This window comes from Pseudomonas sp. Kh14, assembly GCF_900291005.1.
Lineage (GTDB): Bacteria > Pseudomonadota > Gammaproteobacteria > Pseudomonadales > Pseudomonadaceae > Aquipseudomonas > Aquipseudomonas alloputida.
In genome coordinates this window covers 124,782-147,343 of the sequence record NZ_OLKJ01000014.1, presented here as the reverse complement: position 1 = coordinate 147,343, position 22,562 = coordinate 124,782, and the positions used below count along the sequence as shown (strand labels likewise).

24 protein-coding genes are annotated in these 22,562 nt (G+C 61.1%); 9 read left to right on the top strand and 15 right to left on the bottom strand.

The window, feature by feature from the left end:
• Positions 1-6 precede the first annotated feature (6 nt).
• Complete coding sequence (locus FQ668_RS06865; RefSeq protein ID WP_019436542.1) at positions 7-1,113, bottom strand: NADH:flavin oxidoreductase/NADH oxidase; 1,107 nt, start codon at positions 1,111-1,113, stop codon at positions 7-9.
• Between the two features lie 96 nt (positions 1,114-1,209).
• Here FQ668_RS06865 and FQ668_RS06860 point away from each other — a divergent pair, with 96 nt between their 5' ends.
• The 4 genes from FQ668_RS06860 to FQ668_RS06845 all read left to right on the top strand — a co-directional run bounded on the left by FQ668_RS06860 (position 1,210) and on the right by FQ668_RS06845 (position 3,877).
• Positions 1,210-1,410 carry a DUF3077 domain-containing protein gene (locus tag FQ668_RS06860; RefSeq protein ID WP_019436543.1) on the top strand — a complete coding sequence of 67 codons (201 nt, stop codon included), beginning with the start codon at positions 1,210-1,212 and terminating at the stop codon, positions 1,408-1,410.
• Between the two features lie 426 nt (positions 1,411-1,836).
• Positions 1,837-2,430 carry a 2OG-Fe(II) oxygenase gene (locus FQ668_RS28500; RefSeq protein WP_019436544.1) on the top strand — a complete coding sequence of 198 codons (594 nt, stop codon included), beginning with the start codon at positions 1,837-1,839 and terminating at the stop codon, positions 2,428-2,430.
• The gene (locus FQ668_RS06850) at positions 2,427-3,290 is read left to right on the top strand and encodes a hypothetical protein (RefSeq protein WP_019436545.1); all 864 of its coding nucleotides are present in this window, start codon (positions 2,427-2,429) and stop codon (positions 3,288-3,290) included. Before FQ668_RS28500 ends, FQ668_RS06850 begins: the two co-directional genes overlap by 4 nt.
• A 29-nt stretch (positions 3,291-3,319) precedes the next feature.
• The gene (locus FQ668_RS06845) at positions 3,320-3,877 is read left to right on the top strand and encodes a hypothetical protein (protein WP_019436546.1); all 558 of its coding nucleotides are present in this window, start codon (positions 3,320-3,322) and stop codon (positions 3,875-3,877) included.
• 99 nt (positions 3,878-3,976) lie between these two features.
• Here FQ668_RS06845 and recJ read toward each other — a convergent pair whose 3' ends face one another.
• On the bottom strand, positions 3,977-5,686 hold the full coding sequence (recJ, locus tag FQ668_RS06840) for a single-stranded-DNA-specific exonuclease RecJ (protein WP_014592186.1): 1,710 nt from the start codon (positions 5,684-5,686) through the stop codon (positions 3,977-3,979).
• Between the two features lie 8 nt (positions 5,687-5,694).
• Complete coding sequence (locus tag FQ668_RS06835; RefSeq protein WP_003252169.1) at positions 5,695-6,237, bottom strand: YaeQ family protein; 543 nt, start codon at positions 6,235-6,237, stop codon at positions 5,695-5,697.
• A 130-nt stretch (positions 6,238-6,367) separates the two neighbouring features.
• Here FQ668_RS06835 and FQ668_RS06830 point away from each other — a divergent pair, with 130 nt between their 5' ends.
• Together FQ668_RS06830 and FQ668_RS06825 are read left to right on the top strand one after the other, a co-directional pair.
• The gene (locus FQ668_RS06830) at positions 6,368-7,567 is read left to right on the top strand and encodes a CaiB/BaiF CoA-transferase family protein (RefSeq protein ID WP_014592187.1); all 1,200 of its coding nucleotides are present in this window, start codon (positions 6,368-6,370) and stop codon (positions 7,565-7,567) included.
• Positions 7,568-7,587: 20 nt separating this feature from the next.
• Positions 7,588-8,463, top strand: a complete 876-nt coding sequence (locus tag FQ668_RS06825) for a TIGR02285 family protein (protein ID WP_014592188.1) — start codon at positions 7,588-7,590, stop codon at positions 8,461-8,463.
• Between the two features lie 186 nt (positions 8,464-8,649).
• On the opposite strand, the gene FQ668_RS06820 is transcribed toward FQ668_RS06825, so the two are convergent.
• The 6 genes from FQ668_RS06820 to xerD form a co-directional block, all read right to left on the bottom strand.
• Complete coding sequence (locus FQ668_RS06820) at positions 8,650-8,931, bottom strand: DUF3509 domain-containing protein (protein WP_019436547.1); 282 nt, start codon at positions 8,929-8,931, stop codon at positions 8,650-8,652.
• A 79-nt stretch (positions 8,932-9,010) separates the two neighbouring features.
• Positions 9,011-9,430: a response regulator gene (locus tag FQ668_RS06815; protein WP_014592190.1), complete on the bottom strand. Its 420-nt coding sequence runs from the start codon at positions 9,428-9,430 to the stop codon at positions 9,011-9,013.
• A 130-nt stretch (positions 9,431-9,560) separates the two neighbouring features.
• The gene (gene thrC, locus FQ668_RS06810; protein ID WP_014592191.1) at positions 9,561-10,970 is read right to left on the bottom strand and encodes a threonine synthase; all 1,410 of its coding nucleotides are present in this window, start codon (positions 10,968-10,970) and stop codon (positions 9,561-9,563) included.
• Between the two features lie 59 nt (positions 10,971-11,029).
• Entirely contained in the window at positions 11,030-12,334 is a 1,305-nt protein-coding gene (locus FQ668_RS06805) for a homoserine dehydrogenase (protein WP_003252157.1), read from the bottom strand.
• Between the two features lie 83 nt (positions 12,335-12,417).
• A complete protein-coding gene (locus tag FQ668_RS06800) occupies positions 12,418-13,161 on the bottom strand; it encodes a thioredoxin fold domain-containing protein (protein WP_003252155.1) in 744 nt (247 codons plus the stop codon).
• A gap of 153 nt (positions 13,162-13,314) precedes the next feature.
• On the bottom strand, positions 13,315-14,211 hold the full coding sequence (xerD, locus tag FQ668_RS06795; protein ID WP_003252154.1) for a site-specific tyrosine recombinase XerD: 897 nt from the start codon (positions 14,209-14,211) through the stop codon (positions 13,315-13,317).
• Positions 14,212-14,279: 68 nt separating this feature from the next.
• Here xerD and FQ668_RS06790 point away from each other — a divergent pair, with 68 nt between their 5' ends.
• The gene (locus tag FQ668_RS06790; RefSeq protein WP_014592193.1) at positions 14,280-16,085 is read left to right on the top strand and encodes a sodium:proton antiporter; all 1,806 of its coding nucleotides are present in this window, start codon (positions 14,280-14,282) and stop codon (positions 16,083-16,085) included.
• Between the two features lie 3 nt (positions 16,086-16,088).
• Here the strand turns inward: FQ668_RS06790 and FQ668_RS06785 are convergent, their stop codons facing one another.
• From FQ668_RS06785 to ffh, 6 genes are all read right to left on the bottom strand, one after another.
• Positions 16,089-16,496, bottom strand: coding sequence for an acyl-CoA thioesterase (locus FQ668_RS06785; RefSeq protein ID WP_014592194.1), 408 nt, complete (start codon positions 16,494-16,496; stop codon positions 16,089-16,091).
• Between the two features lie 94 nt (positions 16,497-16,590).
• A complete protein-coding gene (gene rplS, locus FQ668_RS06780) occupies positions 16,591-16,941 on the bottom strand; it encodes a 50S ribosomal protein L19 (protein ID WP_003252148.1) in 351 nt (116 codons plus the stop codon).
• A 42-nt stretch (positions 16,942-16,983) separates the two neighbouring features.
• On the bottom strand, positions 16,984-17,736 hold the full coding sequence (gene trmD / locus FQ668_RS06775; RefSeq protein WP_003252146.1) for a tRNA (guanosine(37)-N1)-methyltransferase TrmD: 753 nt from the start codon (positions 17,734-17,736) through the stop codon (positions 16,984-16,986).
• Between the two features lie 3 nt (positions 17,737-17,739).
• The gene (rimM, locus tag FQ668_RS06770) at positions 17,740-18,276 is read right to left on the bottom strand and encodes a ribosome maturation factor RimM (RefSeq protein ID WP_003252144.1); all 537 of its coding nucleotides are present in this window, start codon (positions 18,274-18,276) and stop codon (positions 17,740-17,742) included.
• A gap of 5 nt (positions 18,277-18,281) precedes the next feature.
• Positions 18,282-18,533: a 30S ribosomal protein S16 gene (rpsP, locus tag FQ668_RS06765; protein ID WP_003252142.1), complete on the bottom strand. Its 252-nt coding sequence runs from the start codon at positions 18,531-18,533 to the stop codon at positions 18,282-18,284.
• A 259-nt stretch (positions 18,534-18,792) separates the two neighbouring features.
• Positions 18,793-20,169, bottom strand: coding sequence for a signal recognition particle protein (gene ffh / locus FQ668_RS06760; protein WP_003252139.1), 1,377 nt, complete (start codon positions 20,167-20,169; stop codon positions 18,793-18,795).
• Between the two features lie 312 nt (positions 20,170-20,481).
• Here ffh and FQ668_RS06755 point away from each other — a divergent pair, with 312 nt between their 5' ends.
• Together FQ668_RS06755 and FQ668_RS06750 are read left to right on the top strand one after the other, a co-directional pair.
• Positions 20,482-21,291, top strand: a complete 810-nt coding sequence (locus FQ668_RS06755) for an inner membrane protein YpjD (RefSeq protein WP_014592195.1) — start codon at positions 20,482-20,484, stop codon at positions 21,289-21,291.
• Positions 21,292-21,300: 9 nt separating this feature from the next.
• On the top strand, positions 21,301-22,506 hold the full coding sequence (locus FQ668_RS06750; RefSeq protein ID WP_019436549.1) for a transporter associated domain-containing protein: 1,206 nt from the start codon (positions 21,301-21,303) through the stop codon (positions 22,504-22,506).
• Positions 22,507-22,562: the final 56 nt, after the last annotated feature.

Here is a 22,562-nt window from a genome sequence, read left to right as displayed (position 1 = left end):
CATGGGTCAGTCGCGCAAATCCGACTCGTGAATCGGGTTGGCGCGGCTGGTCGCACGCTGGTATTGCGCAGGCCAGGTGGCCTTGTTGCCGCCCAGGTCGTCGTCGGCATGCAGTGGCCAGTACGGGTCGCGCAACAGTTCGCGGGCGAGGAAGATGATATCGGCCTGGCCGGTGCGCAGGATGTGCTCGGCCTGGGCCGGTTCGGTGATCATGCCCACGGTGCCGGTGGCGATCTCCGATTCCTTGCGCACGCGCTCGGCAAAGCGGGTCTGGTAGCCGGGGCCGGTGGGGATCTCGGCGTTGACCGAGGTGCCACCAGAAGAAACATCGATCAGATCCACGCCCAAACTCCGCAGGCGGCGTGCCAGTTCGACGGTTTCATCCGGGTTCCAGCCGTCCTCTACCCAATCGGTAGCCGATACCCGCACGAACAGCGGCAATTCGGCAGGCCAGGCCTTGCGCACGGCGTCGACCACCTCCAAGGTCAGGCGGATACGGTTTTCGAAGCTACCGCCATATTCGTCACGGCGCTGGTTGCTCAGCGGTGACAGGAACTGGTGCAGCAGGTAGCCATGGGCAGCATGGATTTCCACCACCTTGAATCCAGCCTTCAAGGCGCGTTCGGTCGAGGCGACGAAAGCGGCGATTACATCCTGGATCTCGTCCTGGCTCAGCTCGCGTGGAGGCGTGTGCTGCGGATCGAAGGCGATCTTCGACGGCCCCACCGGCTGCCAGCCGCCCTCCTCCAGTTTGACACTGCCTTGTTTGCCAAGCCACGGGCGGTAGGTACTGGCTTTGCGCCCGGCGTGGGCCAGCTGGATGCCAGGCACGGCCCCCTGGGCACTGATGAAGCGGGTGATGCGTTGCAACGGCGCGATCTGCGCGTCGTCCCACAGGCCCAGGTCTTCGGCAGTGATACGGCCATCGGCGGTCACCGCCACGGCTTCAGTGATTACCAGGCCGGCGCCACCGACGGCGCGGCTGCCTAAATGGACGAGATGCCAGTCGTTGGCCAAGCCATCGACGGCTGAATACTGGCACATTGGTGACACGGCGATGCGGTTGGGCAAGGTCAGCTGACGCAGGGTGTAAGGCTCGAGCAGCAGGCTCATGAGGGCACCTCCCAAGGACTCCAATGGTGATCCGGCCTGGACACTCAATTACACGTCCCTGGCCCAGGTCCGGTCATAACTTCAGACTAGACCAGAATGGGTGGGGGGGAGGTTCCATGGGATTTTGGGTGGGGCTGCCGGGACACCCGTGATCAGGCATCCGAATTGATGGGTTATGTGCGCGAGCTGACCATCCTCGTCCTGATGGATGTGCAACCCATGATGATCCGGACTGCCCACTACCTCAGTGCGATGGCCAAGGCGTTGATGGATGATGCCGAGTTAGGCTCTGTATGAAATGCCTTGATACTCGGTAATGCTGCGTTGAAAACAGCCTCGGAATGCTCATTTACGGCCCATAAACTGCGCTTCTTCGGCTGTTTTCGCCTTGCCTGACTTTCGTCTCAAGGCATTTCATACAACCCCTAGGTATGTCGCGTTGAGGTTGGCGCCACTGTTACTCGGCTAAGGGCAGTAATTACTCCATACATGAATGGGTCACCTCCCCCATGTACACCTTCTTGCCCCGACACACCGGGGCAACGGAAGATTTCCCACAGCCAATTGCCTCAAGAGCCACATCAGCTTCGGAAAATCTTCTCAATCAGTAACCCCCATATCTTATCGAACCCACTACACCAAGCGACTAATGTCTCCTAGCGCCAACCACCACTATCTGGCTAACAGCCTTTAAGGCATTGTACAAAACTTGAGACATAGCCAATGCAAAGACAATTCGCTCCAAGTGACATTAGCATTCTAGACAATGCCATTACACTTGATGAACAAGCCAAACTTAACAACGCGTTCTCACACCCCCTATGGCGATATGACTGGCCAGTAAATTCTACGCCCTTCGCTCGCCCCTGCTGGCATTTTTTCATTGCAGGGAGCAAGCGTGAATCACTGGAGTGTTGTGAGCAAGAACTGGTCGCAAACGAGCGCTGGGGATTCCTCATCAACATCTGGAAGCGTCTATGTGCTGGACACATGAAAAACTCCAGACTGATCGGCGTGTATGCAAACGGCCAGACCGCTGGGCAGGACAGCCCAATTCACCGAGACAACCTGCCAAGCGAGCCAGGGCATACCGCAGTCCTTTTCTGTAACGACTACTGGGCAACGACATGGGGAGGTGAGCTTTTATTCTGCAATGACGCCAAGACTGACGTTATCGCTGCGGCACTACCCAAACCAAGGCGTATCGCAATCTTCGACGGTGAAATTCCACACCGAGCTAACTCACCAACCATAGACTGCGACCGTCTGCGCCTCACTATTGCGTTCAAGACAATAAACAAGGATTTCAAAATATGACTAAACGGGTCGAAATATTTGTGGCCATGGTTGACAGAGTTGGAAACCCTGGATTCCAAGCAGGCGCGGCTGCTGCGGTGCATGACCAGTTCACCACTGACAGTCAAGGTTTTTCGCTAGTTGTGCAGACTGCGCAGACCGCCAGTGCCATTGCCTCCGTGCTGTCCGTTACGCAAATGACTGCGGGAGCAGTGCCGTTTTTGAATATCGTTACCAATACTCTCGCGGGTACGGTGACATTTTTGAAAATCGTTGCTGAATCCAAGGAAGGAAAAGAGCCAAAAGAAGGTGATTACATCAGTTTAGTAGGCAACGTAGCTGGTGTGGTGGCGGGGTTTGCACTCCTGGCGGCGGCCCCTTATACCGCTGGTGTATTCACTGCTGTCGCGCTGGGCGCCAGCTTACTAGGCACATATAATTCAGAGTTAGCTAAAAATATCGCAACGGCCATAGCGCCAATTATGAACAGCTTAAAAACACACGACATATCCAGCGAAGCACCAAAGCCTATATTAGCCCCAAACTTAGCAATTACCAATCCAGAGACTATAAATAATCACTTCGGCGGATTAATCCAGGTAGTCACATGGCACCCCGACACGTTGGAGATCCAGCTAGGCACAAGAAAATTAGAGCTATTTCAAGTGAACAACTGGGGGCAACCAGTTATTTATGGCGGTGTGAACCCACCCATTCAGCCGCCGCCATCTACTAGTGACGGCGCTACGATCACCGTGGGAATTGACAGCATTAATGGACAACCGCCCGCAGGTCCTCGTCCATCAATCACCACCGTCATAGGTGGCGGCCAGGACAAGTACGCTTGTTGCTCTGCCCCACAGCAAGACAAATATCGTTAGAAGGCTTCATCCCTAGGAGGGATTTGCTGATGTTAACTTGGCGTGCCTGGATCGAAATCATGCAGGCTTTGGAACCCCATAAGCGAATGACATCCATGTTACTTATCGGCTTCATTTTCTTATGTTTTATTCCGATCTACCTAACGAACTGGAACAGCAGCACACAACCAGTAACAGCTCCCTGGGTACGCGTTCCAGCCACTCTTACATCACAACCCGAACTTTGGGAGCATGACAAGTCGATCTACAGTTTTGGCATTGCTTACACCGAACCAAGCGGCCATCTGATCAAAACATGGGTTTATGCAGAAAAAGCCCGCTTCGACGCCGCCAACCTTAGCAAGGCAACGCCCCTGTTTGCAGATGTCGAAGATGCTTTAGCCGGCTCAATCGTCAGACAATTATCGACCAGCGATGAGATTCTGTACGATCAAGCAATCAAGAAGTATGTAATAGAGACTTACAACCGGGAAGCAGTCGAGGGGATTGTGTTCTTCTCACTGCTGAGCCTGGCTTCGTTCGTCGCAGCAGGCGTCATGCACTGGCAGATCCGGAAGCGCAAAAGGCAATCCGAGATCCGCCACTAACAGTTGTATATGTGGGAGCGGGCATGACTTGAAGTCCATGCGGTCGAGGTGGGAGCTGGCTTGCCGGCGATAGTCTGCAAAGCAGCCCCCTATTTGCAGTCAGCGCGGCTCCATGTGGGCAATCATCAACTGCACACTTTCATTGCCGCGAAACTCGTTCACATCCAGTTTGTAAGCCAACTCGACCCAACGCACGGTCGGGTTCGGCCACACTTCGCGGTCGACGCCGAAGGCAATGCCATCCAGCCGTACCGAGCCACACTCGCTCTTGAGCACCACCTTAAGGTGCCGCTCGCCAACCACACGCTGCTCCACCAGCTGGAACACGCCATGGAACAGCGGCTCTGGGAAGTGCTGGCCCCATGGGCCGGCATGGCGCAGGGCCTTGGCCAGGTCGAGATGGAACTCCTCTACCGCCAGGCTGCCGTCGGACAACAGCCGGCCGGTCAGGTCTTCTTCGCGCAGTTGACGCCGCACTTCTTCGTCGAAGGCCTCGGCGAATGCCGGGAAGTTGCCTTCTGGCAACGACAAACCGGCAGCCATGGCGTGGCCGCCGAACTTGCTGATCAGGTGCGGGTGGCGCGCGGCCACGGCATCCAGCGCATCGCGAATATGGAACCCCGGCACCGAGCGCGCCGAACCTTTGAGCATGCCGTCGCCAGCATCAGCGAACGCAATGGTCGGCCGGTGGTAACGTTCCTTCAGACGCGAAGCCAGAATACCAATCACCCCTTGGTGCCAATCGGCATCGAACAGGCACAAGCCGTAGGGCATGGACTCGACCGGCAGGTCCTTGAGCTGGGCCAAGGCCTCGCGCTGCATGCCCTGCTCGATGGACTTGCGGTCCTGGTTCAGGTCGTCCAGTTGCTGTGCCATGTCCTGGGCCAATGCCGCGTCTTCGCACAGCAGGCATTCGATGCCCAGGCTCATGTCGTCCAGGCGGCCCGCGGCGTTCAAGCGCGGGCCGAGGATGAAACCGAGGTCGGTCGAGGTAATACGCCGATGGTCGCGGCGGGCCACTTCGAGAATGGCCTTCAGCCCCGGCCGGGCTCGGCCGGCGCGAATGCGCTCAAGGCCTTGGTGCACCAGGATGCGGTTGTTGGCATCCAGCGGCACCACGTCAGCGACACTGCCCAGGGCCACCAGATCAAGCAGTTCGCCAATGTTCGGCTGTGGCTGCGTCTCGTAGCGCCCAAGGCTGCGCAAGCGAGCGCGCAGGGCCATCAGCACATAGAAGATCACCCCTACCCCGGCCAGTGACTTGCTCGGGAACGCACAACCCGGCTGGTTGGGGTTGATGATGGCATCGGCGTCGGGCAACTGCTCGCCCGGCAAGTGGTGGTCGGTGACCAGCACCTTGAGCCCGGCGGCCTTGGCGGCCGCCACCCCGTCGACACTGGAAATGCCGTTGTCCACGGTAATCAGCAACTGCGGCTGGCGCTGCAGCGCCACCTCGACGATTTCCGGGGTCAGGCCGTAGCCGTACTCGAAGCGGTTTGGCACCAGGTAATCGACATGGGCCGCGCCCAGCAGGCGCAGGCCCAGCACCCCGACGGTGCTGGCAGTGGCACCGTCGGCATCGAAGTCGCCGACGATGAGGATGCGCTGACGCTGGTCGATGGCTTCGACCAGCAGGTCCACACCGGCCTCTATGCCCTTGAGCTGCTGGTACGGCAGCAGGCGTGCCAGGCTTTTGTCCAGCTCGGCCTCGCTCTGCACGCCGCGCGCGGCGTAAAGGCGGGTCAGCAAGGGTGGCAGGTTACCCAGAAATGGCAGGGTCGGCGGCAGCGGGCGAGGTTCGATACGCATGGGTTGCTTCAACCACGCTCACCGAGCAGCCACTGCAGTTGGACTTCATGCTGGCCACGGTCGTCAGTCACGAATACCGTACCTTCACTGATCATCACGTCCCACTTGATGCTACGCGGCATGTCGGTTGCCAGGGTTTCCAGCACCTCTTGCGGCACAGCGGCAATGCTGAGGTTTTTCAGGTTCTTGACCGCGCTCACCACTTTACCCTCCCACACTCGCAGGCTGCCGTAAGCCAGCAAGCTGGTGCGTTCGGTACGGCGCGAGCACCAGGTCAGGCGATCGGCATCGGGCTGGCCAACTTCAATCCAGTGCAGCACGCGATCGTCCAGGCTCTTTTCCCACAGCGCCGGCTCATCGACATCCGACAGGCCGCGGCCAAACGACAAGTTCTCGTTGTACCAGAGCGCGTACGCCAACAAACGAACAGCCATGCGCTCTTCGGTTTCCGAAGGGTGCCGAGCGATAGTCTGTTTGACGCTTTCGTAGACGTTGCGATCAAGGTCGGTGAGATTCAATTCGAACTTGTAGGTGGTGGACGGCTGGGCCATGGTCGACGGGCTTCGTGCAAAAGAAAGTGGCACAGTCTAACCCATCCGCACCTTCCATGCCCCGCAGCAGTACCCGGCGAAACCGACGTGTGATAAAACCACGGCTCTGCCCAACTGCCACGGACACCCCATGTCGACGCCCAGCAAACCCCTCGCCGGCCTTAAAGTTGTCGAACTCGGTACCCTGATCGCCGGGCCGTTCGCCTCGCGTATCTGTGCCGAATTCGGCGCCGAAGTGGTCAAGGTCGAATCGCCCGATGGCGGCGACCCGTTGCGCAAGTGGCGCAAGCTGTACGAGGGCACCTCGCTGTGGTGGTTCGTGCAGGCCCGCAACAAGCAGTCGCTCACCCTCAACCTCAAGCACCCCGAGGGCCGCGATATCCTCAAGCGCCTGCTGGCCGAGGCCGACATCCTGATCGAAAACTTTCGCCCGGGCGTGCTGGAAAAACTTGGTTTGGGGTGGGATGTGCTGCATGCGCTGAACCCGCGCCTGGTGATGGTGCGCCTGTCGGGCTTTGGCCAGACCGGGCCGATGAAAGACCAGCCAGGCTTCGGTGCCGTAGGCGAGTCAATGGGCGGCCTGCGCTACATCACCGGTTTCGATGACCGCCCGCCGGTGCGCACCGGGATTTCCATCGGGGACTCGATTGCCGCCCTGTGGGGGGTGATCGGCGCGCTGATGGCGCTGCGCCACCGGGAAGTCAATGGCGGCCAGGGCCAGGTGGTGGACGTGGCCCTGTACGAGGCGATCTTTGCCATGATGGAGAGCATGGTCCCGGAATTCGATGTGTTCGGTTTCATCCGCGAACGCACCGGCAACATCATGCCGGGCATCACGCCTTCCTCCATCCACACAAGCGCCGACGGCAAGCATGTGCAGATCGGCGCCAACGGTGATGCGATCTTCAAGCGCTTCATGCAGGCCATCGGTCGCGATGACCTCGCCGACGACCCGACCCTGGCCAGCAACGACGGCCGCGACCTGCGTCGTGACGAGCTGTATGGGGTAATCGACCGCTGGGCCAACAGCCTCCCACTGGAGCGGCTGATGCAGGTGCTGACCACTGCCGAAGTGCCGGCCAGCCGTATCTATTCGGCCGAAGACATGTTCAACGACCCCCAGTACCTGGCACGCGAGATGTTCCTGCAGGCCAAGCTGCCGGATGGCAAGCCATTCCACATGCCCGGCATCGTGCCCAAGCTGTCGGAGACTCCCGGCTCAAGCGAATGGGTCGGCCCGGCCTTGGGCGAGCATACCGAGGCGCTGCTCGGCAGCCTGGGCTACGACGCAGCGGCCATCGCCAGCCTGCGCGCAGCGGGCACGGTCTGATCCTGGCGCTGACCGGTTCCATGTGCGCGCCGCGTTGCCTACGCCACCTGGTCCTGCTCTGTGGGCTGTTGCCTGCGTTGCTGTTGCAGCCAGCAAGTGCCAAGGAGCACCTCTTCTGGCTGGTACGCGACCTGCCACCGTTCACCATTTTTGATGGCCCGGAAGAAGGCCATGGGGTCATCGACCAGTTGATACCGCTGCTGATCAAGCAGATGCCCGAGTACGAACACAGCATCGTGCGGGTCAACCGCGCCCGCGGCCTGCAGATGCTGCAAGACCGTGACACCTTCACCTGCGACCCAACCCTGCTGTGGACCCCTGAACGGGCCAAATATGTGCATTTTTCCATTCCAGCGCTGGGCGTGCTCAGCGGCGGCCTGGTGTTGCGCAATGAAAACCAGGCGCTGGTGGCACCTTACCTCGACGGCCAACAGGTGGACCTGCTGGGCCTGCTGAGCAAGGCCCCGCTGAAACTGGGGATTGTCGCCGAGCGCAGCTACGGCACGCAGATTGACAGCATCCTGCGCCAGTTGCCCGACAGCGCGCTCAGCCGCCACTACGGCAACGAGGCCACCGCCAACCTGTTGCAGATGCAGCAACTGGGGCGCCTGCGCCTGGTGCTCGGCTACTGGCCTGAGGTGCGCTACCTGATCCAACAACAAGGCGGGTCATTGGCTGACTACCAGTTTCATACTGTGCAGGGCGTGAATCGCTACCAGTTTCTGCATGTGGGGTGCTCAAACAGCGAACTGGGGCGTGCGGTAGTTGCCCACATCGACCAGTTGCTGCCTACCCTGCGCCGGGATGTGTTGCCAGGGTTGTATGCCCGCTGGCTGGACCTGGCATTGCGGGAGGACTATCTGGAGGACAGCCGGCGTTTCTTTAAGGACAAATAAGCCCAAGCGGTATGCACGGTCGTTGCAAAAGCGGACGGGGTTACGTGCCTGCCCGGAAAAAGAAACCCCGGACGCTGGGGAAGACGCCCGGGGCCAAGCGAAAGCCCTTGAGGACTTCCCGTGACAGCCTTGCCAGCGCCGGAGCAAAGCACTGGCTGACTGCCCTTACACTGTCTGATAAGCCGCTCAGGCAAAGGTTCCCTGCGGTTGCTGGCGATTCTGCAATGCTGCAATGACACACGGCTGCAACCGCCCCTCAGCTATCTGCAGGTCTCGGTGCAAGCCGTCCACGAGGTCGATCAGCAGGCGTTGCTCCTGCAATTGGCGCTCGCTGACCGTGCGCCGCAAGGTAATACCTGAGAAAGGGTCGTGAACGGTCAGTTGGCGATTACCACCGGGATCGGCGGTGCCGAGGTGGGTCTGATAGGGCGTCAGGGCTTCGTTGAGCAGGCTGCAGATTCTTTCCATCCGGATCACTCGCTGCGTGGTGGGACCTAAAGTAACTGACCAGCAGGCGCCGCGGAAAGTTCGTAAAACCGCGCCCGCTTCAGTGAGCATGCGGGGCTGGCATGACAGTTTGAATACGCGACCCCGGGCGCACCTGCAGTGTTTGCAAGGCATGCTGCAGGCGTGGCATCGACAGCGGCCAGGGCAACTCGTCGAGCACCCACATGCCACATTTTCTGGCCTCCTGGGCAAGGTTTTGACGCTTTGGGGCAGGCTGGCCGACGAACAGCAATGCGCGCACTCGCCGCTGCTGGGCGAGCAAAGCAAGGCCGGCCCGGGCTGGCATGGCGTGGTCAAGGATCAGCAAGTCAGGGCGACGCTCAGCGCAGAGGCAGGCGTCGAGGTCAGCGACGCTTTCGCTGATGCGCACGTTGAAGACGCCTTGGCCATTGAGGGCCTGGTGCAAGAGGATCTGGTGGGATGGGCGAGCCTGGTGAATCAACACATAGGGCTGGTGCATGAGCCGCTCCTGATGGGAGGACCGGCTAATTTATGCTTGGCGCCCGGCAGGCCGAATAGGATGTTTCTGATAGACCGGAGGGAAAAGGCTGAGACGTTGGGGCTGCGCTGCAGCCCCAAACGCCATGCAATTACAGCGGCTTGCCGCGGTTGCCGTGCTGGCTGACAAAGCCCTGTACAGCCTTCAGGTCGTTGGCCAGGACCGTGCAACGCTCTTCACGGCTGAACAGGTCGCTGAGGTGCGCGGGTAGTTCCAGCGCCTTGCCCACACCGGCCTTCTCCACCGCGTCCGGGAACTTGACCGGGTGCGCAGTACCCAGCACCACCATTGGCGTGTCCAGGCTGCGGCGGCACTCGCGGGCAGCCTTGACGCCGATTGCGGTATGCGGGTCGAGCACTTCACCGGTGGCGGCGAACACTTGCGCGATGGTCTCGCAGGTTTGCTCGTCGCTGACAGCCAGCGAGTCGAACAGTTTGCGGGCTTCGGTCCAGCGGTCTTGCTCGACGCTGAAGCCGCCACCTTGCTTGAAGTTGGCCATCAGCTCGGCAATGGCACCACCGTTGCGGCCATGCAGGTCGAACAGCAGGCGCTCGAAGTTGGACGAGACCATGATGTCCATCGACGGCGACAGGGTCGCGTGCAGGGTTTCCTTGACGTACTGGTTGCCGCTCATGAAGCGGTGCAGGATGTCGTTGCGGTTGGTGGCGACGATCAATTGGCTGACCGGCAGGCCCATGTTGCGCGCCAGGTAGCCGGCGAAAATGTCGCCGAAGTTGCCGGTCGGTACCGAGAACGCCACCGAGCGCGCCGGGCCACCCAGCTGCAGGGCTGCATGGAAGTAGTAGACGATCTGGGCCATGATCCGCGCCCAGTTGATCGAGTTGACAGCGACCAGGCGGGTGCCCTTGAGGAACGACTGGTCGGCGAAACTGGCCTTGACCATTTCCTGGCAGTCGTCGAAGTTGCCTTCGATGGCGATGTTGTGGATGTTGTCGCCAAAGATGGTAGTCATCTGACGGCGCTGCACTTCCGATACACGCTGGTGCGGGTGCAGGATGAAGATGTCGACGTTGTCGCAACGGCGGCAGCCTTCGATCGCGGCGGAACCGGTATCACCGCTGGTGGCACCGATGATGACCACGCGCTCGTTGCGCTTGGCCAGCACATGGTCAAGCAGGCGACCGAGCAACTGCAGGGCAAAGTCCTTGAACGCCAGGGTCGGGCCGTGGAACAGCTCCAGCACCCACTCGTTGCTGTTCAGCTGACGCAACGGGGCGACCGCAGCGTGGGCGAACTCGCCGTAGGTTTCTTCGAGGATCTTCTTGAAGTCGGCGTCGGCGATGCTGCCTTCGACGAACGGACGCATCACGCGGAAGGCCAGCTCGTGGTAGGGCAAGCCGGCCCACGAGGCGATTTCTTCCTGGGTAAAGCGTGGCAGGTTTTCCGGCACATAGAGGCCGCCGTCGCTGGCCAGGCCAGCCAGCAGCACGTCTTCGAAATTCAGGGCCGGTGCCTGGCCGCGGGTACTGATATAGCGCATGGGTGCAAACCTTCGATGCTGGGGCCGGGGCCGCGCGGGCGGCCCATCGGCAATATTTGTTAGTTGAGCTGCTCGACGCGAATGCGCACAACCTTGCCGACCACGTCCTGCAGGGCTTCCAGGGCGACGATGGCGTCATTGATACGCTGCTCGACCACGCCATGGGTCACCAGGATCATTGGCACCAGGCCATCCTGTTCCTCGGCTTCCTTCTGCATGATCGACTCGATGTTGATACCGCGCTCCGAGAGGATGCTGGCGACCTGGGCCAGTACGCCCGGGTGATCCTTGGCCTGGATGCGCAGGTAGTAGGCGCTTTCGCAGGCTTCGATCGGCAGGATCGGGTGGGCCGACAGCGAGTCTGGCTGGAAGGCCAGGTGCGGCACACGGTTTTCCGGGTCGGAGGTCATGGCACGGACCACGTCGACCAGGTCGCCGACCACTGACGAAGCGGTAGGCTCCATACCCGCGCCGGCACCGTAGTACAGGGTGGAGCCGGCAGCATCACCGTTGACCATGACAGCGTTCATCACGCCGTTGACGTTGGCGATCAGACGGTCGGCCGGGATCAGCGTCGGGTGCACGCGCAGCTCGATACCTTCGGCGGTGCGACGCGCCACGCCCAAGTGCTTGATGCGGTAACCCAAAGCCTCGGCGTAGTTCACGTCTGCCGTTGTCAGCTGGGTGATACCTTCGGTGTAGGCCTTGTCGAACTGCAGCGGGATACCGAACGCGATGGACGCCAGGATCGTCAGCTTGTGCGCAGCGTCGATGCCTTCTACGTCAAAGGTCGGGTCGGCTTCGGCATAGCCCAGCGCCTGAGCTTCGGCCAGCACGTCCGGGAAGGCACGGCCCTTCTCACGCATTTCGGTGAGGATGAAGTTGCCAGTGCCGTTGATGATGCCAGCCAGCCAGTTGATGCGGTTGGCCGACAGGCCTTCGCGGATGGCCTTGATCACCGGGATGCCACCGGCTACGGCCGCCTCGAACGCGACAATCACGCCCTTCTCGCGGGCCTTGGCGAAGATTTCGTTGCCGTGCACGGCAATCAGCGCCTTGTTGGCGGTGACCACGTGCTTGCCGTTTTCGATGGCCTTCAGCACCAGGTCGCGGGCGATGGTATAGCCACCGATCAGCTCGATGACAATGTCGATCTCCGGGTTGCTTGCAACTTCGAACACGTCAGCGGTAATGGGGGTACCGGTAATCTGGCAGTTCGGGTTCTGCGAGCGCATGGCGATCTGTGCCACTTCAATACCGCGCCCGGCACGGCGGGCAATCTCCTCGGCGTTGCGCTGAAGTACATTGAAGGTTCCGCCACCGACGGTCCCCAACCCACAGATGCCTACTTTGACCGGTTTCACTGTGAACTCCCCATTGAACGGCCGACACGTTTGCCGACCGTGAAACTTGCCGTCACCCCATGACGACGGCGTACTGAACTGGATTACTTGGCAAGTGCCAGCTTGGCGACCTGCGGTGCCGGCTGGTAGCCCGGAATGACCTGGCCGCTTTCAAGAACAATGGCCGGCGTGCCGTTGACACCGATCGACTGACCCAGCTGGAACTGCTTGCTGACCGGGTTGGTGCACTTGGCGGCCTTGATTTCTTCACCTTCGACCATTTTGTCCATCGCCCCACGGCGGTCGCTGGAGCACCACACCGCCTGCAACTGCTGGTCTCCCGCCGAACCGAGGCCCTGGCGCGGGAAGGCGACATAGCGCACTTCGATACCGCGACGGTTCAACTCAGGCACTTCGGCGTGCAGTTTGTGGCAGTACGGGCAGGTAGTGTCGGTGAACACGGTGATGTGCGACTTGGTCTCGCCTTTGGCAGGATAAACCACCATCTCGGCGGCTGGAATGCCGTTGATGAGCTTGGCGATGCCTTGGCGTTCGGTTTTTTCGGTGAGGTTGACCGGCTTGCCGTCCTGGATCTGGAACAGGTAGCCCTGCATCACGAACTGGCCGTCAGCGCTGGCGTACAGCACGCGGCCGCCCTGCAGCTTGACTTCATACAGGCCGTTAAGCGGGCTGCTGGCCACGCTTTCCACGGGCACTTCCAACTCGAGGTTCTGCAACGATTTACGGATGGCCTGCTCGGCACCGGCGTTGCTATCGGTTGCCGCAGCAACGGCAAAGGTACTGGCCAGCGCCAACGCGGCGGCGGCGAAAAACTGGGTCACGCGCATGGGAACTCCTGAAGGCGGACAGGGGCCGGAGGGCGCCACCTGCGGAAAATACGCGGTGACCGTGCGGCCCTTGGTGCAAACCGCCCAAGCCTACCACATCACACTGCCAGTGAAGGGGGTCGCAAGGACCGGTCGGCGGAACATGAAAAACATTCATCCACGCGGGTGGTGCTGGGCGTGCAACTGCTGCAGGCGGGCCTTGGCGACGTGGGTATAGATCTGCGTGGTCGACAGGTCACTGTGGCCCAGCAGCATCTGCACCACCCGCAAGTCGGCACCGTGGTTTAGCAGGTGGGTGGCGAAGGCATGCCGCAGGGTGTGCGGCGACAGCGGCTTGTCGATGCCGGCAACCCGTGCGTGGTGTTTGATACGGTGCCAGAAGGTCTGGCGCGTCATCTGCTCGCCGCGCTGACTGGGGAACAGCACGTCGCTGGGACGGCCATTGAGCAGTTCGGCGCGGCCATCGCGCTGGTAGCGCTCCAACCACACCACCGCCTCTTCCCCCATGGGCACCAGACGCTCCTTGCTGCCCTTGCCCATCACCCGCAGCACACCCTGGCGCAGGTTGACCTGGTCGAGGGTCAGGCTGACCAGTTCGGTAACCCGAAGGCCGCACGCGTAGAGCACTTCGAGCATGGCACGATCGCGCTGGCCAATGGCTTCGCCCAGGTCCGGAGCCTGCAACAGGGCTTCGACGTCGGCTTCGGACAGCGACTTGGGTAGCGGCTTGCCCAATTGCGGCATGTCGACCTGCAGGGTCGGGTCGATGGCCACCAGCTTTTCCCGCAGCAGGTAACGGAAGAAGCCGCGCAGGCCGGAGAGGAAACGCGCCGTGGAACGTGGCTTGTAGCCCTGATCCAGGCGCCAGGCCAAGTGATCGAGGATCAAGTCGCGGCCGGCGTCCGGCAGCGATACCGAATGCTCCTGCAACCAGCCATTGAACAGCGCCAGGTCGCTGCGGTAGGACACGCGGGTGTTGTCGGACAGCCCTTTTTCCAGCCATAGGGCGTCAAGGAACTGGTCGATCAGGGGGTGGTCGAGGGCGGGCATGAAATCTCGGTGGCAAACGACGAAATGGCGCTTAGTCTTTCATAACAACGTCGGGATAGGGAGCCCGCATGAGCGAACAGCAGATCCTTCTGAGTGTGGGCGGCATCGGCGCAGCGGCGCTCGCCTGCCAGTGGCTGGCCTGGCGCCTGAAGTTGCCGGCGATTCTGTTTCTGTTGTTGGCCGGGATCCTTGCCGGCCCAGCGCTGGGATGGCTCGATCCCGAGGCGCTGTTCGGCCCGTTGCTGATGCCGCTGGTGTCGCTGTCGGTGGCGCTGATCCTGTTCGAAGGCAGCCTGACCCTGCACCTGTCGCAGTGGCGCGAGATCGGCAGCGTGGTGCATCGCCTGGTCACGGTGGGCGCACTGGTCACCTGGCTGGTGATTGCACTGGCAACCCACTGGCTGCTCGGGTTCGACTGGCCGCTGGCGATTCTTTTCGGCACCCTGACGCTGGTGACCGGCCCCACGGTGATCGTGCCCATGCTGCGCGTGGTGCGCCCAAAGGCAACGATCGCGAACATCCTGCGCTGGGAAGGGATCATGATCGACCCGATCGGCGCGCTGCTCGCCGTTGTGGTCTACAGCTTCATCATCGCCAGCGCCGAGGGTAACGGCCTGAGCCAGAGCCTTATCACTTTTGCCGGTGTGATCTTCTGCGGTACCGCCCTGGGCGCGGCAGGGGGCTGGGTACTGGGGCAAATCATGCGCGAACAGTGGCTACCAGAGTATCTGCACAATCTCGCGTCTCTGGCGGCGGTACTGGGCATTTTCATCGCCGCCAACCAGATCGTGCACGAGTCCGGGCTGCTGGCGGTGACCGTGATGGGTATGTGGCTGGCCAACATGCGCGGGGTTGATGTGCGGCAAATCCTGCACTTCAAGGAAAACCTCAGTGTGCTGCTGATATCCGGCCTGTTCATCCTGCTGGCTGCACGCCTTGATCTGCATGCCCTGCTGGGCCTTGGCCCTGCTGTGCTGGCATTGTTGCTGGTGATCCAGCTGCTGGCACGTCCGCTCAACGTTTGGCTGGCCACACTGGGCTCGACACTCAACTGGCGGGAGCGCGCGCTGCTGGCCTGGATTGCGCCACGCGGCATCGTTGCTGCGGCCGTTTCAGCCATTTTTGCCATCCGCCTGCACCAGGCCGGTCACCAGGATGCCTTGCTGCTGGTACCGTTGACCTTCGCGGTTATCATCGGCACGGTGGTACTGCAAAGCGCCACGGCCAGGCCGCTGGCACGCTTGCTCAAGGTCGCCGAACCGGCACCCAGCGGGTTTCTCATCGTCGGTGCCAACGAACCGGCCCGGGCCATTGCCAAAGCCCTTCAACAATTGGGCTGCCGGGTTTTGCTGACGGACTCCAGCTGGGAAAACATCCGCGCCGCACGCATGGACGGGCTCACGACCTACTTTGGCAACCCGGCCTCGCAGCATGCCGACGCCCATCTTGACCTGGTCGGCCTCGGGCACTTGCTGGGCCTCTCTCCCGCCGGCGAAATCAATGCCCTGGCCTGCGCCAGGTTCCGTCATGATTTCGGCCACAGTCGACTGTTCGTGCTAGTCAGTGGCCTTGAGAAACAACGTAGCGACAAGCACCGGGCGGCCGAAGAGCACCGCGGGCATCTATTGGGGGCCAAACCGATGACCTATCTGCAACTGGCCAACCGCATGCATCAGGGCGCCGAGCTGTATAGCACCAACCTGACCGAAGGCTTTGGCTGGGATGCCTACCAGGCGCTGCATGGCGAGCGGGCACACTTGCTGTTCGCCCGCGACGGCCAGGGCTGGGTCCATGTAGCCAGCCCTGATAACCCGTTGCAGCCGCAGCCGGGCTGGACCCTGGTGGCATTGATCGAGCCAGCACCGGAGCCGTGATACTCAGGCGCCTGGCAGCACGGGCACCGGGCGCTTGTCCTCGTCGATGGCGACGAAGCTGAACACCCCATGGATCGCCCGGTCACGGCCATCCAGATACATGTTCTCGACAAACACATCCACCTGCACCTGCAAGCTGGTGTTGCCAACCTTGATCACCGTCCCCACCAGCTCGACGATCGAGCCCGCCGGAATCGGGTGCTTGAAATCGATGCGGTCGGTAGACACGGTCACCAACGGCAGGCGGCAGAAACGCGTGGCAGCGATGAACGACACTTCGTCCATCCAGGCCAGGGCGGTGCCGCCGAACAGGGTGTTGTGGTGGTTGGTGGTATTGGGGAACACCGCCTTGGTCACGCGGGTCACCGACAGTTCGGTGCGGCGTTGGATTTCCTGGTCTCGGGTCGTCATGGCAATCACATTTTCGGGGTTTCAAAACGCAAAAAAGCAGCCCGAAGGCTGCTTTTTTCTCGCTAGGCGGCCTCGGCCACCGGGCAAACTGCACTCAGGACAGTTTTTCCTTGATGCGAGCGGCTTTGCCGGACAGGTCGCGCAGGTAGTACAGCTTGGCTTTACGCACGTCACCACGACGTTTCACGGCCAGGCTGTCGATTTGCGGGCTGTAGGTCTGGAAGGTACGCTCTACGCCAACGCCGCTGGAGATCTTGCGCACGGTGAAGGCGCTGTTCAGACCGCGGTTACGCTTGGCGATAACGACGCCTTCGAACGCCTGCAGACGGGAACGCTCACCTTCCTTCACTTTAACCTGAACGACAACGGTGTCGCCTGGTGCGAAGGTCGGGATTTCCTTGCTCATCTGCTCGGCTTCGAGCTGCTGGATGATCTTGTTGGTCATGCTGTGCTCCTAAGATGGATACGCGATCCACCATCGATACGTTTAACTATCGTCCCGCTCGCGGAGATATTCCTCGAGCAGCTTCTTCTCTTCTCCAGAAAGCGAGCGACTTTCCAGAAGATCGGCGCGTCGTTCGAAGGTCCTACCAAGGGACTGCTTCATCCTCCAACGCCGGATATGTGCATGGTTGCCACTTAGCAACACGTCGGGAACACGCTGATCCGCATACACCTCAGGCCGGGTGTAGTGCGGGCAATCGAGCAGACCGTCGGTGAAGGAATCTTCTTCCGCCGAGTCCACATGCCCTAAAGCTCCGGGCAGCAGTCGCGTAACCGCATCGATCAGTACCATGGCCGGCAGCTCGCCACCGGAAAGCACATAGTCGCCAATCGACCACTCCTCATCGACATGAGCCTCGATAAAGCGCTCGTCGATGCCTTCATAACGACCGGCGATCAGGATCAACGATTCCTGTTCGGCCAGGCCTTTGACCGCCTGCTGAGTCAGCTTGCGGCCTTGTGGCGAAAGGTAGATCACCTTCGCCGCTGCTCCGGTAGCCTGCCTGGCGCTAACCAGGGCGTCTTCCAGAGGCTTGATTTTCATCACCATGCCCGGACCACCGCCAAACGGTCGATCATCTACCGTGTGGTGACGATCTGTGGTGTAGTCCCGCGGGTTCCAGCAAGTCACCTGAAGCAACCCTTGTTTCACCGCGCGGCTGGTAATGCCGTACTCCGTGATGGCCGAGAACATCTCGGGGAACAACGTGATGACGTCTACGCGAAGGTTACCCATCGTTTAGAAGTCCGCGTCCCATTCGACCCGCATCACGCCTGCTTCGAGGTCGATTGCCAGCACACATTGCTCCGTATAGGGCAACAGACGCTCGCGATCATCCAGGCTGCCTGCGCAGGGCTTGACCACCATTACATCGTTCGCACCGGTCTCCAACAGGTGATCGACCTTGCCGAACAGTTGTTCGTCCTGGTTGATGACCTTCAGACCTACCAACTGGTACCAGTAGTACTCGTCGGCAGCCAGGTTGGGCAAAAGGCTCCGCGGGATGCAGATTTCGTAACCGCTCAGAAGACGGGCTTCATCGCGATCGTCGAGACCTTTCAGCTTCACGACCAGGCCCTTTTGGGAGCCACGACCGCTGACCAGCTCGACCTGCTTTACCTTGCCTTCGTGCCGAAGCGTCCAGCGTGGATAATCCAACAGGTTTTCAATCGGATCGGTAAAGGAATACACCTTCACCTCGCCGCGAACGCCGTGAACCGAAAAAATCTTGCCAACGACGATGAGGTCGTCAGCCTTTTCTGGCGTCGCGTTCATACTATTCAGGCAGCGGCCTTGGCAGCTTCCTTCAGCAGCTGAGCAACACGCTCAGACGGCTGTGCACCCTGGCTCAGCCAGTAGGTGACGCGCTCTTGGTTGACCGACAGCTTAACTTCGGCGCCAGCGGCGATTGGGTTGAAGAAACCTACGCGCTCAACGAAACGGCCGTCACGGGCGTTACGCGAGTTGGTCACGGTCAGGTGGTAGAATGGGCGCTTTTTCGAGCCGCCACGGGCCAGACGAATGGTTACCATGTGAACATCGTTCCTATAGTCGGTGCTGCAGTTGATACAGCAGCTGGTACTGCAAATCTGAATGCCAAATAGGCACACGGGTGCCCAAAAGGCCGCATATTCTCGGGGAATACACGGACATTTGCAAATGACTTTTTCGGCAAGGCCTCGCCCTGCCGTCCAGATTTGCCGGTTGCGCCGCGAAATTCGCGGCTGTTGCCCCGCTACAGCGGGGGTTCTGGGCGCCTGCCCGACAAAAGGCAGGCACCCGGATCAGGGGTTACAGCTTTGGCATGCCGCCACCTGGCAGCATCCCACCGAGGCCGCGCATCATCTTGGCCATGCCGCCTTTGGCAGAGAACTTCTTCATCATCTTCTGCATCTGCTTGTGCTGCTTGATCAGCCGGCCGATGTCCTGCACCTGGGTACCGGAACCCAACGCAATACGGCGCTTGCGCGAACCGCTGATCAGGTCAGGGTCACGGCGCTCGGCCGGGGTCATGGAATTGATGATCGCTTCCATCTGCTTGAACTGCTTTTCGGCCGCGCCCTGGGCGTTGCCCATTTGTGACAGGTTGACCCCGCCGATGCTTGGCAGCTTGTCCATCAGGCCGCCGAGACCGCCCATGTTCTTCATTTGCTGCAGCTGGTCACGGAAGTCTTCGAGGTCGAAGCCCTTGCCCTTCTTCAGCTTCTTGGCCAGCTTGTCGGCCTTGGCCTTGTCGATGGTCTGCTCGGCCTGCTCGATCAGGCTGAGCACGTCGCCCATGCCGAGGATGCGCGAAGCGACGCGGTCGGGGTGGAACGGCTCGAGGGCCTCGGTCTTCTCACCCATACCGATGAACTTGATCGGTTTGCCGGTGATTGCACGTACCGACAGCGCAGCACCGCCACGGGCGTCACCGTCAACCTTGGTAAGCACCACACCGGTCAGCGGCAGCGCCTCGCCAAAGGCCTTGGCGGTGTTGGCAGCGTCCTGGCCGGTCATGGCGTCGACCACGAACAGCGTCTCGATCGGTTTGACAGCAGCGTGCAGCGCCTTGATCTCGTCCATCATGTCGGCGTCGATGTGCAGACGGCCGGCGGTGTCGACGATGACGACGTCGATGAACTTCAGCTTGGCTTCACGGATGGCGGCTTCGGCGATGGCCACCGGCTTCTGGCTGATATCGGACGGGAAGAAGGTGACGCCGATATCGTTGGCCAGTGTTTCCAACTGCTTGATCGCCGCCGGACGATAGACGTCGGCAGACACCACCATCACGCTCTTTTTCTTGCGCTCTTTAAGAAAGCGCGCCAGCTTGCCGGCGGTGGTGGTCTTACCGGCGCCCTGCAGGCCCGCCATCAGTACGACAGCAGGCGGGGCGGCGTTCAGTGCGAGGTCTTCGTTGGCCGCGCCCATCAGGCTTTCCAGCTCGGCCTGGACGATCTTCACGAAGGCCTGGCCCGGGGTCAGGCTGCGCGACACCTCGGTACCGACCGCACGATCCTTGACGCTGTTGACGAAATCCTTGACTACCGGCAGGGCAACGTCGGCCTCGAGCAGCGCCATGCGCACTTCGCGCAGCGTGTCCTTGATGTTGTCTTCGGTCAGCTTGGCCTTGCCGGTGACATGGCGCAGCGTCTGTGACAGGCGGTCGGTCAGGTTTTCGAACATGGTGATCCTTTCAGGCCCAGTAAAGCCGAGGTTTGTCAGGTGCCAGGGGGGAAATACACACCCGCCGGGCACAGCAAGGCGGCGATTATAGCGAAGTGCAGCGGCGACGCACACCTTGGTAGATATTCGGTGGCTGTGCTGGCCTCTTCGCGGGCGCGCCCGTTCCCACAGGATCCTCACTGCTTGCAGGCCTGCGCCATACCTGTGGGAGCGGGCGTGCCCGCGAATGCCCTGACACAACCCTTCAGTCTTCCTAGAGCGGCAGAATCTATGCCAAACTCCGTCTCTTTAAAGGCTCGCCAACCAGGACTTATGTTCTCCTCACCCAGCCTCATCCCCAACCTGATCGCAGCCGGCCTATATATAGCGGCGGCCATCTACCAGGGCTCATACCTGTCCCAGGGCCGCAAGGCCGAAAAGCGCCTGCTTGGCCTGCTGGGTGCCATCGCGGTCCTGGCCCAGGCCGGTGCACTGTTCTTCCAGCTGATCACCCCGCTGGGCCTGAGCCTGGACTTCTTCAGCGCCGCCAGCCTGATCGCCGTGGCCGTCATCTCCCTGACCCTGCTGGCCTGCCTGCGCATACCCGTGGAAAACCTGCTGGTGCTGCTGTTCCCGCTGGGTGCGGTGACCGCGCTGCTGGCACAGTTCGCCCCCCCCGGCACGGTACCGCTGATCAACGAAGAACCCGGCATCCTTGCGCACATCCTGTTGTCGATCCTGGCCTACGGGCTGTTCACCATCGCGGTGTTCCAGTCGCTGCTGTTGCTGCTGCAGGACCGCCAGCTGAAGAACAAGCACCCGTCCGGGCTGATCCGCAACTTCCCGCCACTGCAAACCATGGAAAGCCTGCTGTTCGGCTTCCTCTGGGCCGGCTGGTGCCTGCTGTCGCTGTCGCTGATCTCCGGCTGGCTGTTCCTCGACAACCTGTTCGCCCAGCACCTGGCGCACAAGACCTTGCTGGCCTGTGTCGCCTGGGTGGTGTTCAGCGTGCTGCTGTGGGGCCGCACCCGCCTGGGTTGGCGGGGCCACATGGCCATCCGCTGGACGCTGAGCGGTTTCTGCCTGCTGATGCTGGCCTATTTCGGCAGCAAGCTGGTTCGCGAATTCATCTTGCATATCTGACGGCCGCCCATGGACACCCTGCCGTACGCACCGCTATTCGGCACTCTGGCACTGGCCCTTTTGTGGTCAGCACTGTTCACTGCAGTGGAAGCTGCCCGCCTTCAACTCAATGGCACACTGCGCGCCGGCGAAGACGGCCATCCCGTGCTGCCAGCCCAGGCCTTGGTGCTGTGCGCCAGCCTGGGTAAGCTGCTGGTGCTGGGGCTGGCCTGCCTGATGGGCCAGCGCCAGAGCGGCGAGCACGGCTTCTGGCTGGCAGGCCTGGCCGCGACCCTCACCTTGCTGGTGTTTGCCGAGTACCTGCCGCGGCGCCTGGCCCGGCGTAACCCGCAGGCGTTCGTGAGCCTTGGTGCCAACCTGCTGAAAGTGCCTCTCGCACTGCTGCAGCCACTGGCCTGTCTGCTGGACGGCGCCGCCAAGCTGATTCTGCGCCCGTTCCGGGCACAGCCCACAGCTGTGGCCCTGCACACGCAGGAGGCCGACGACTTCGATGAAGATGAACAGCACGAAGCGCCTCGTCAGGGTCTGCTCGACGGCCTGCAGTCGCTGGACAAGATCACCGTCAACGACATCCTGGTGCCGCGCAACGAAGTGGATGGCATCAACCTCGACGAGCCGATCGAACGCATCATCGAGCAGCTGATCGTCAGCCGCCACACCCGCCTGCCGGTCTACCACAACGACATCAACCAGGTCGAAGCGATCCTCAACACCAAACTGATCAGCCACCTGCTGCCCAAGGCCGAGCTGACCCTGGAAGCGCTGCACAGCGCCTGCTACGAACCCTATTTCGTACCGGAAAGCACGCCCCTGCAAATGCAGCTGTTGAACTTCCACAAGCAGCAACGCCGCTTGGGCGTGGTGGTGGACGAGTACGGCGAAGTTCTTGGCATCGTCACCCTGGAAGACATCCTCGAAGAGATCGTCGGCGAGTTCGAGGACGAGCAAAGCCTGGATAACCCGCATGTGCACCCGCAGCCCGATGGCACCTTCGTCATCGATGGCACCGCTTCGTTACGCGAAATCAACCGCACCCTGAGCTGGCACCTGCCCTGCGACGGCGGGCCGAAAACCCTCAACGGGCTGGTTACCGAAGCGCTGGAAAGCATCCCGGAAAGCGCTGTTTGCCTGAAGATAGGCCGCTATCGCCTGGAAATCCTTGAAACAGAGGACAATTGTGCCAGCAAGATACTGGTGTGGACCGTGACCCGATAGCTATACTCGGGTCACGCTTACCCAGCCCCGCCGTCACGCCTGCTACCCGCACCCGG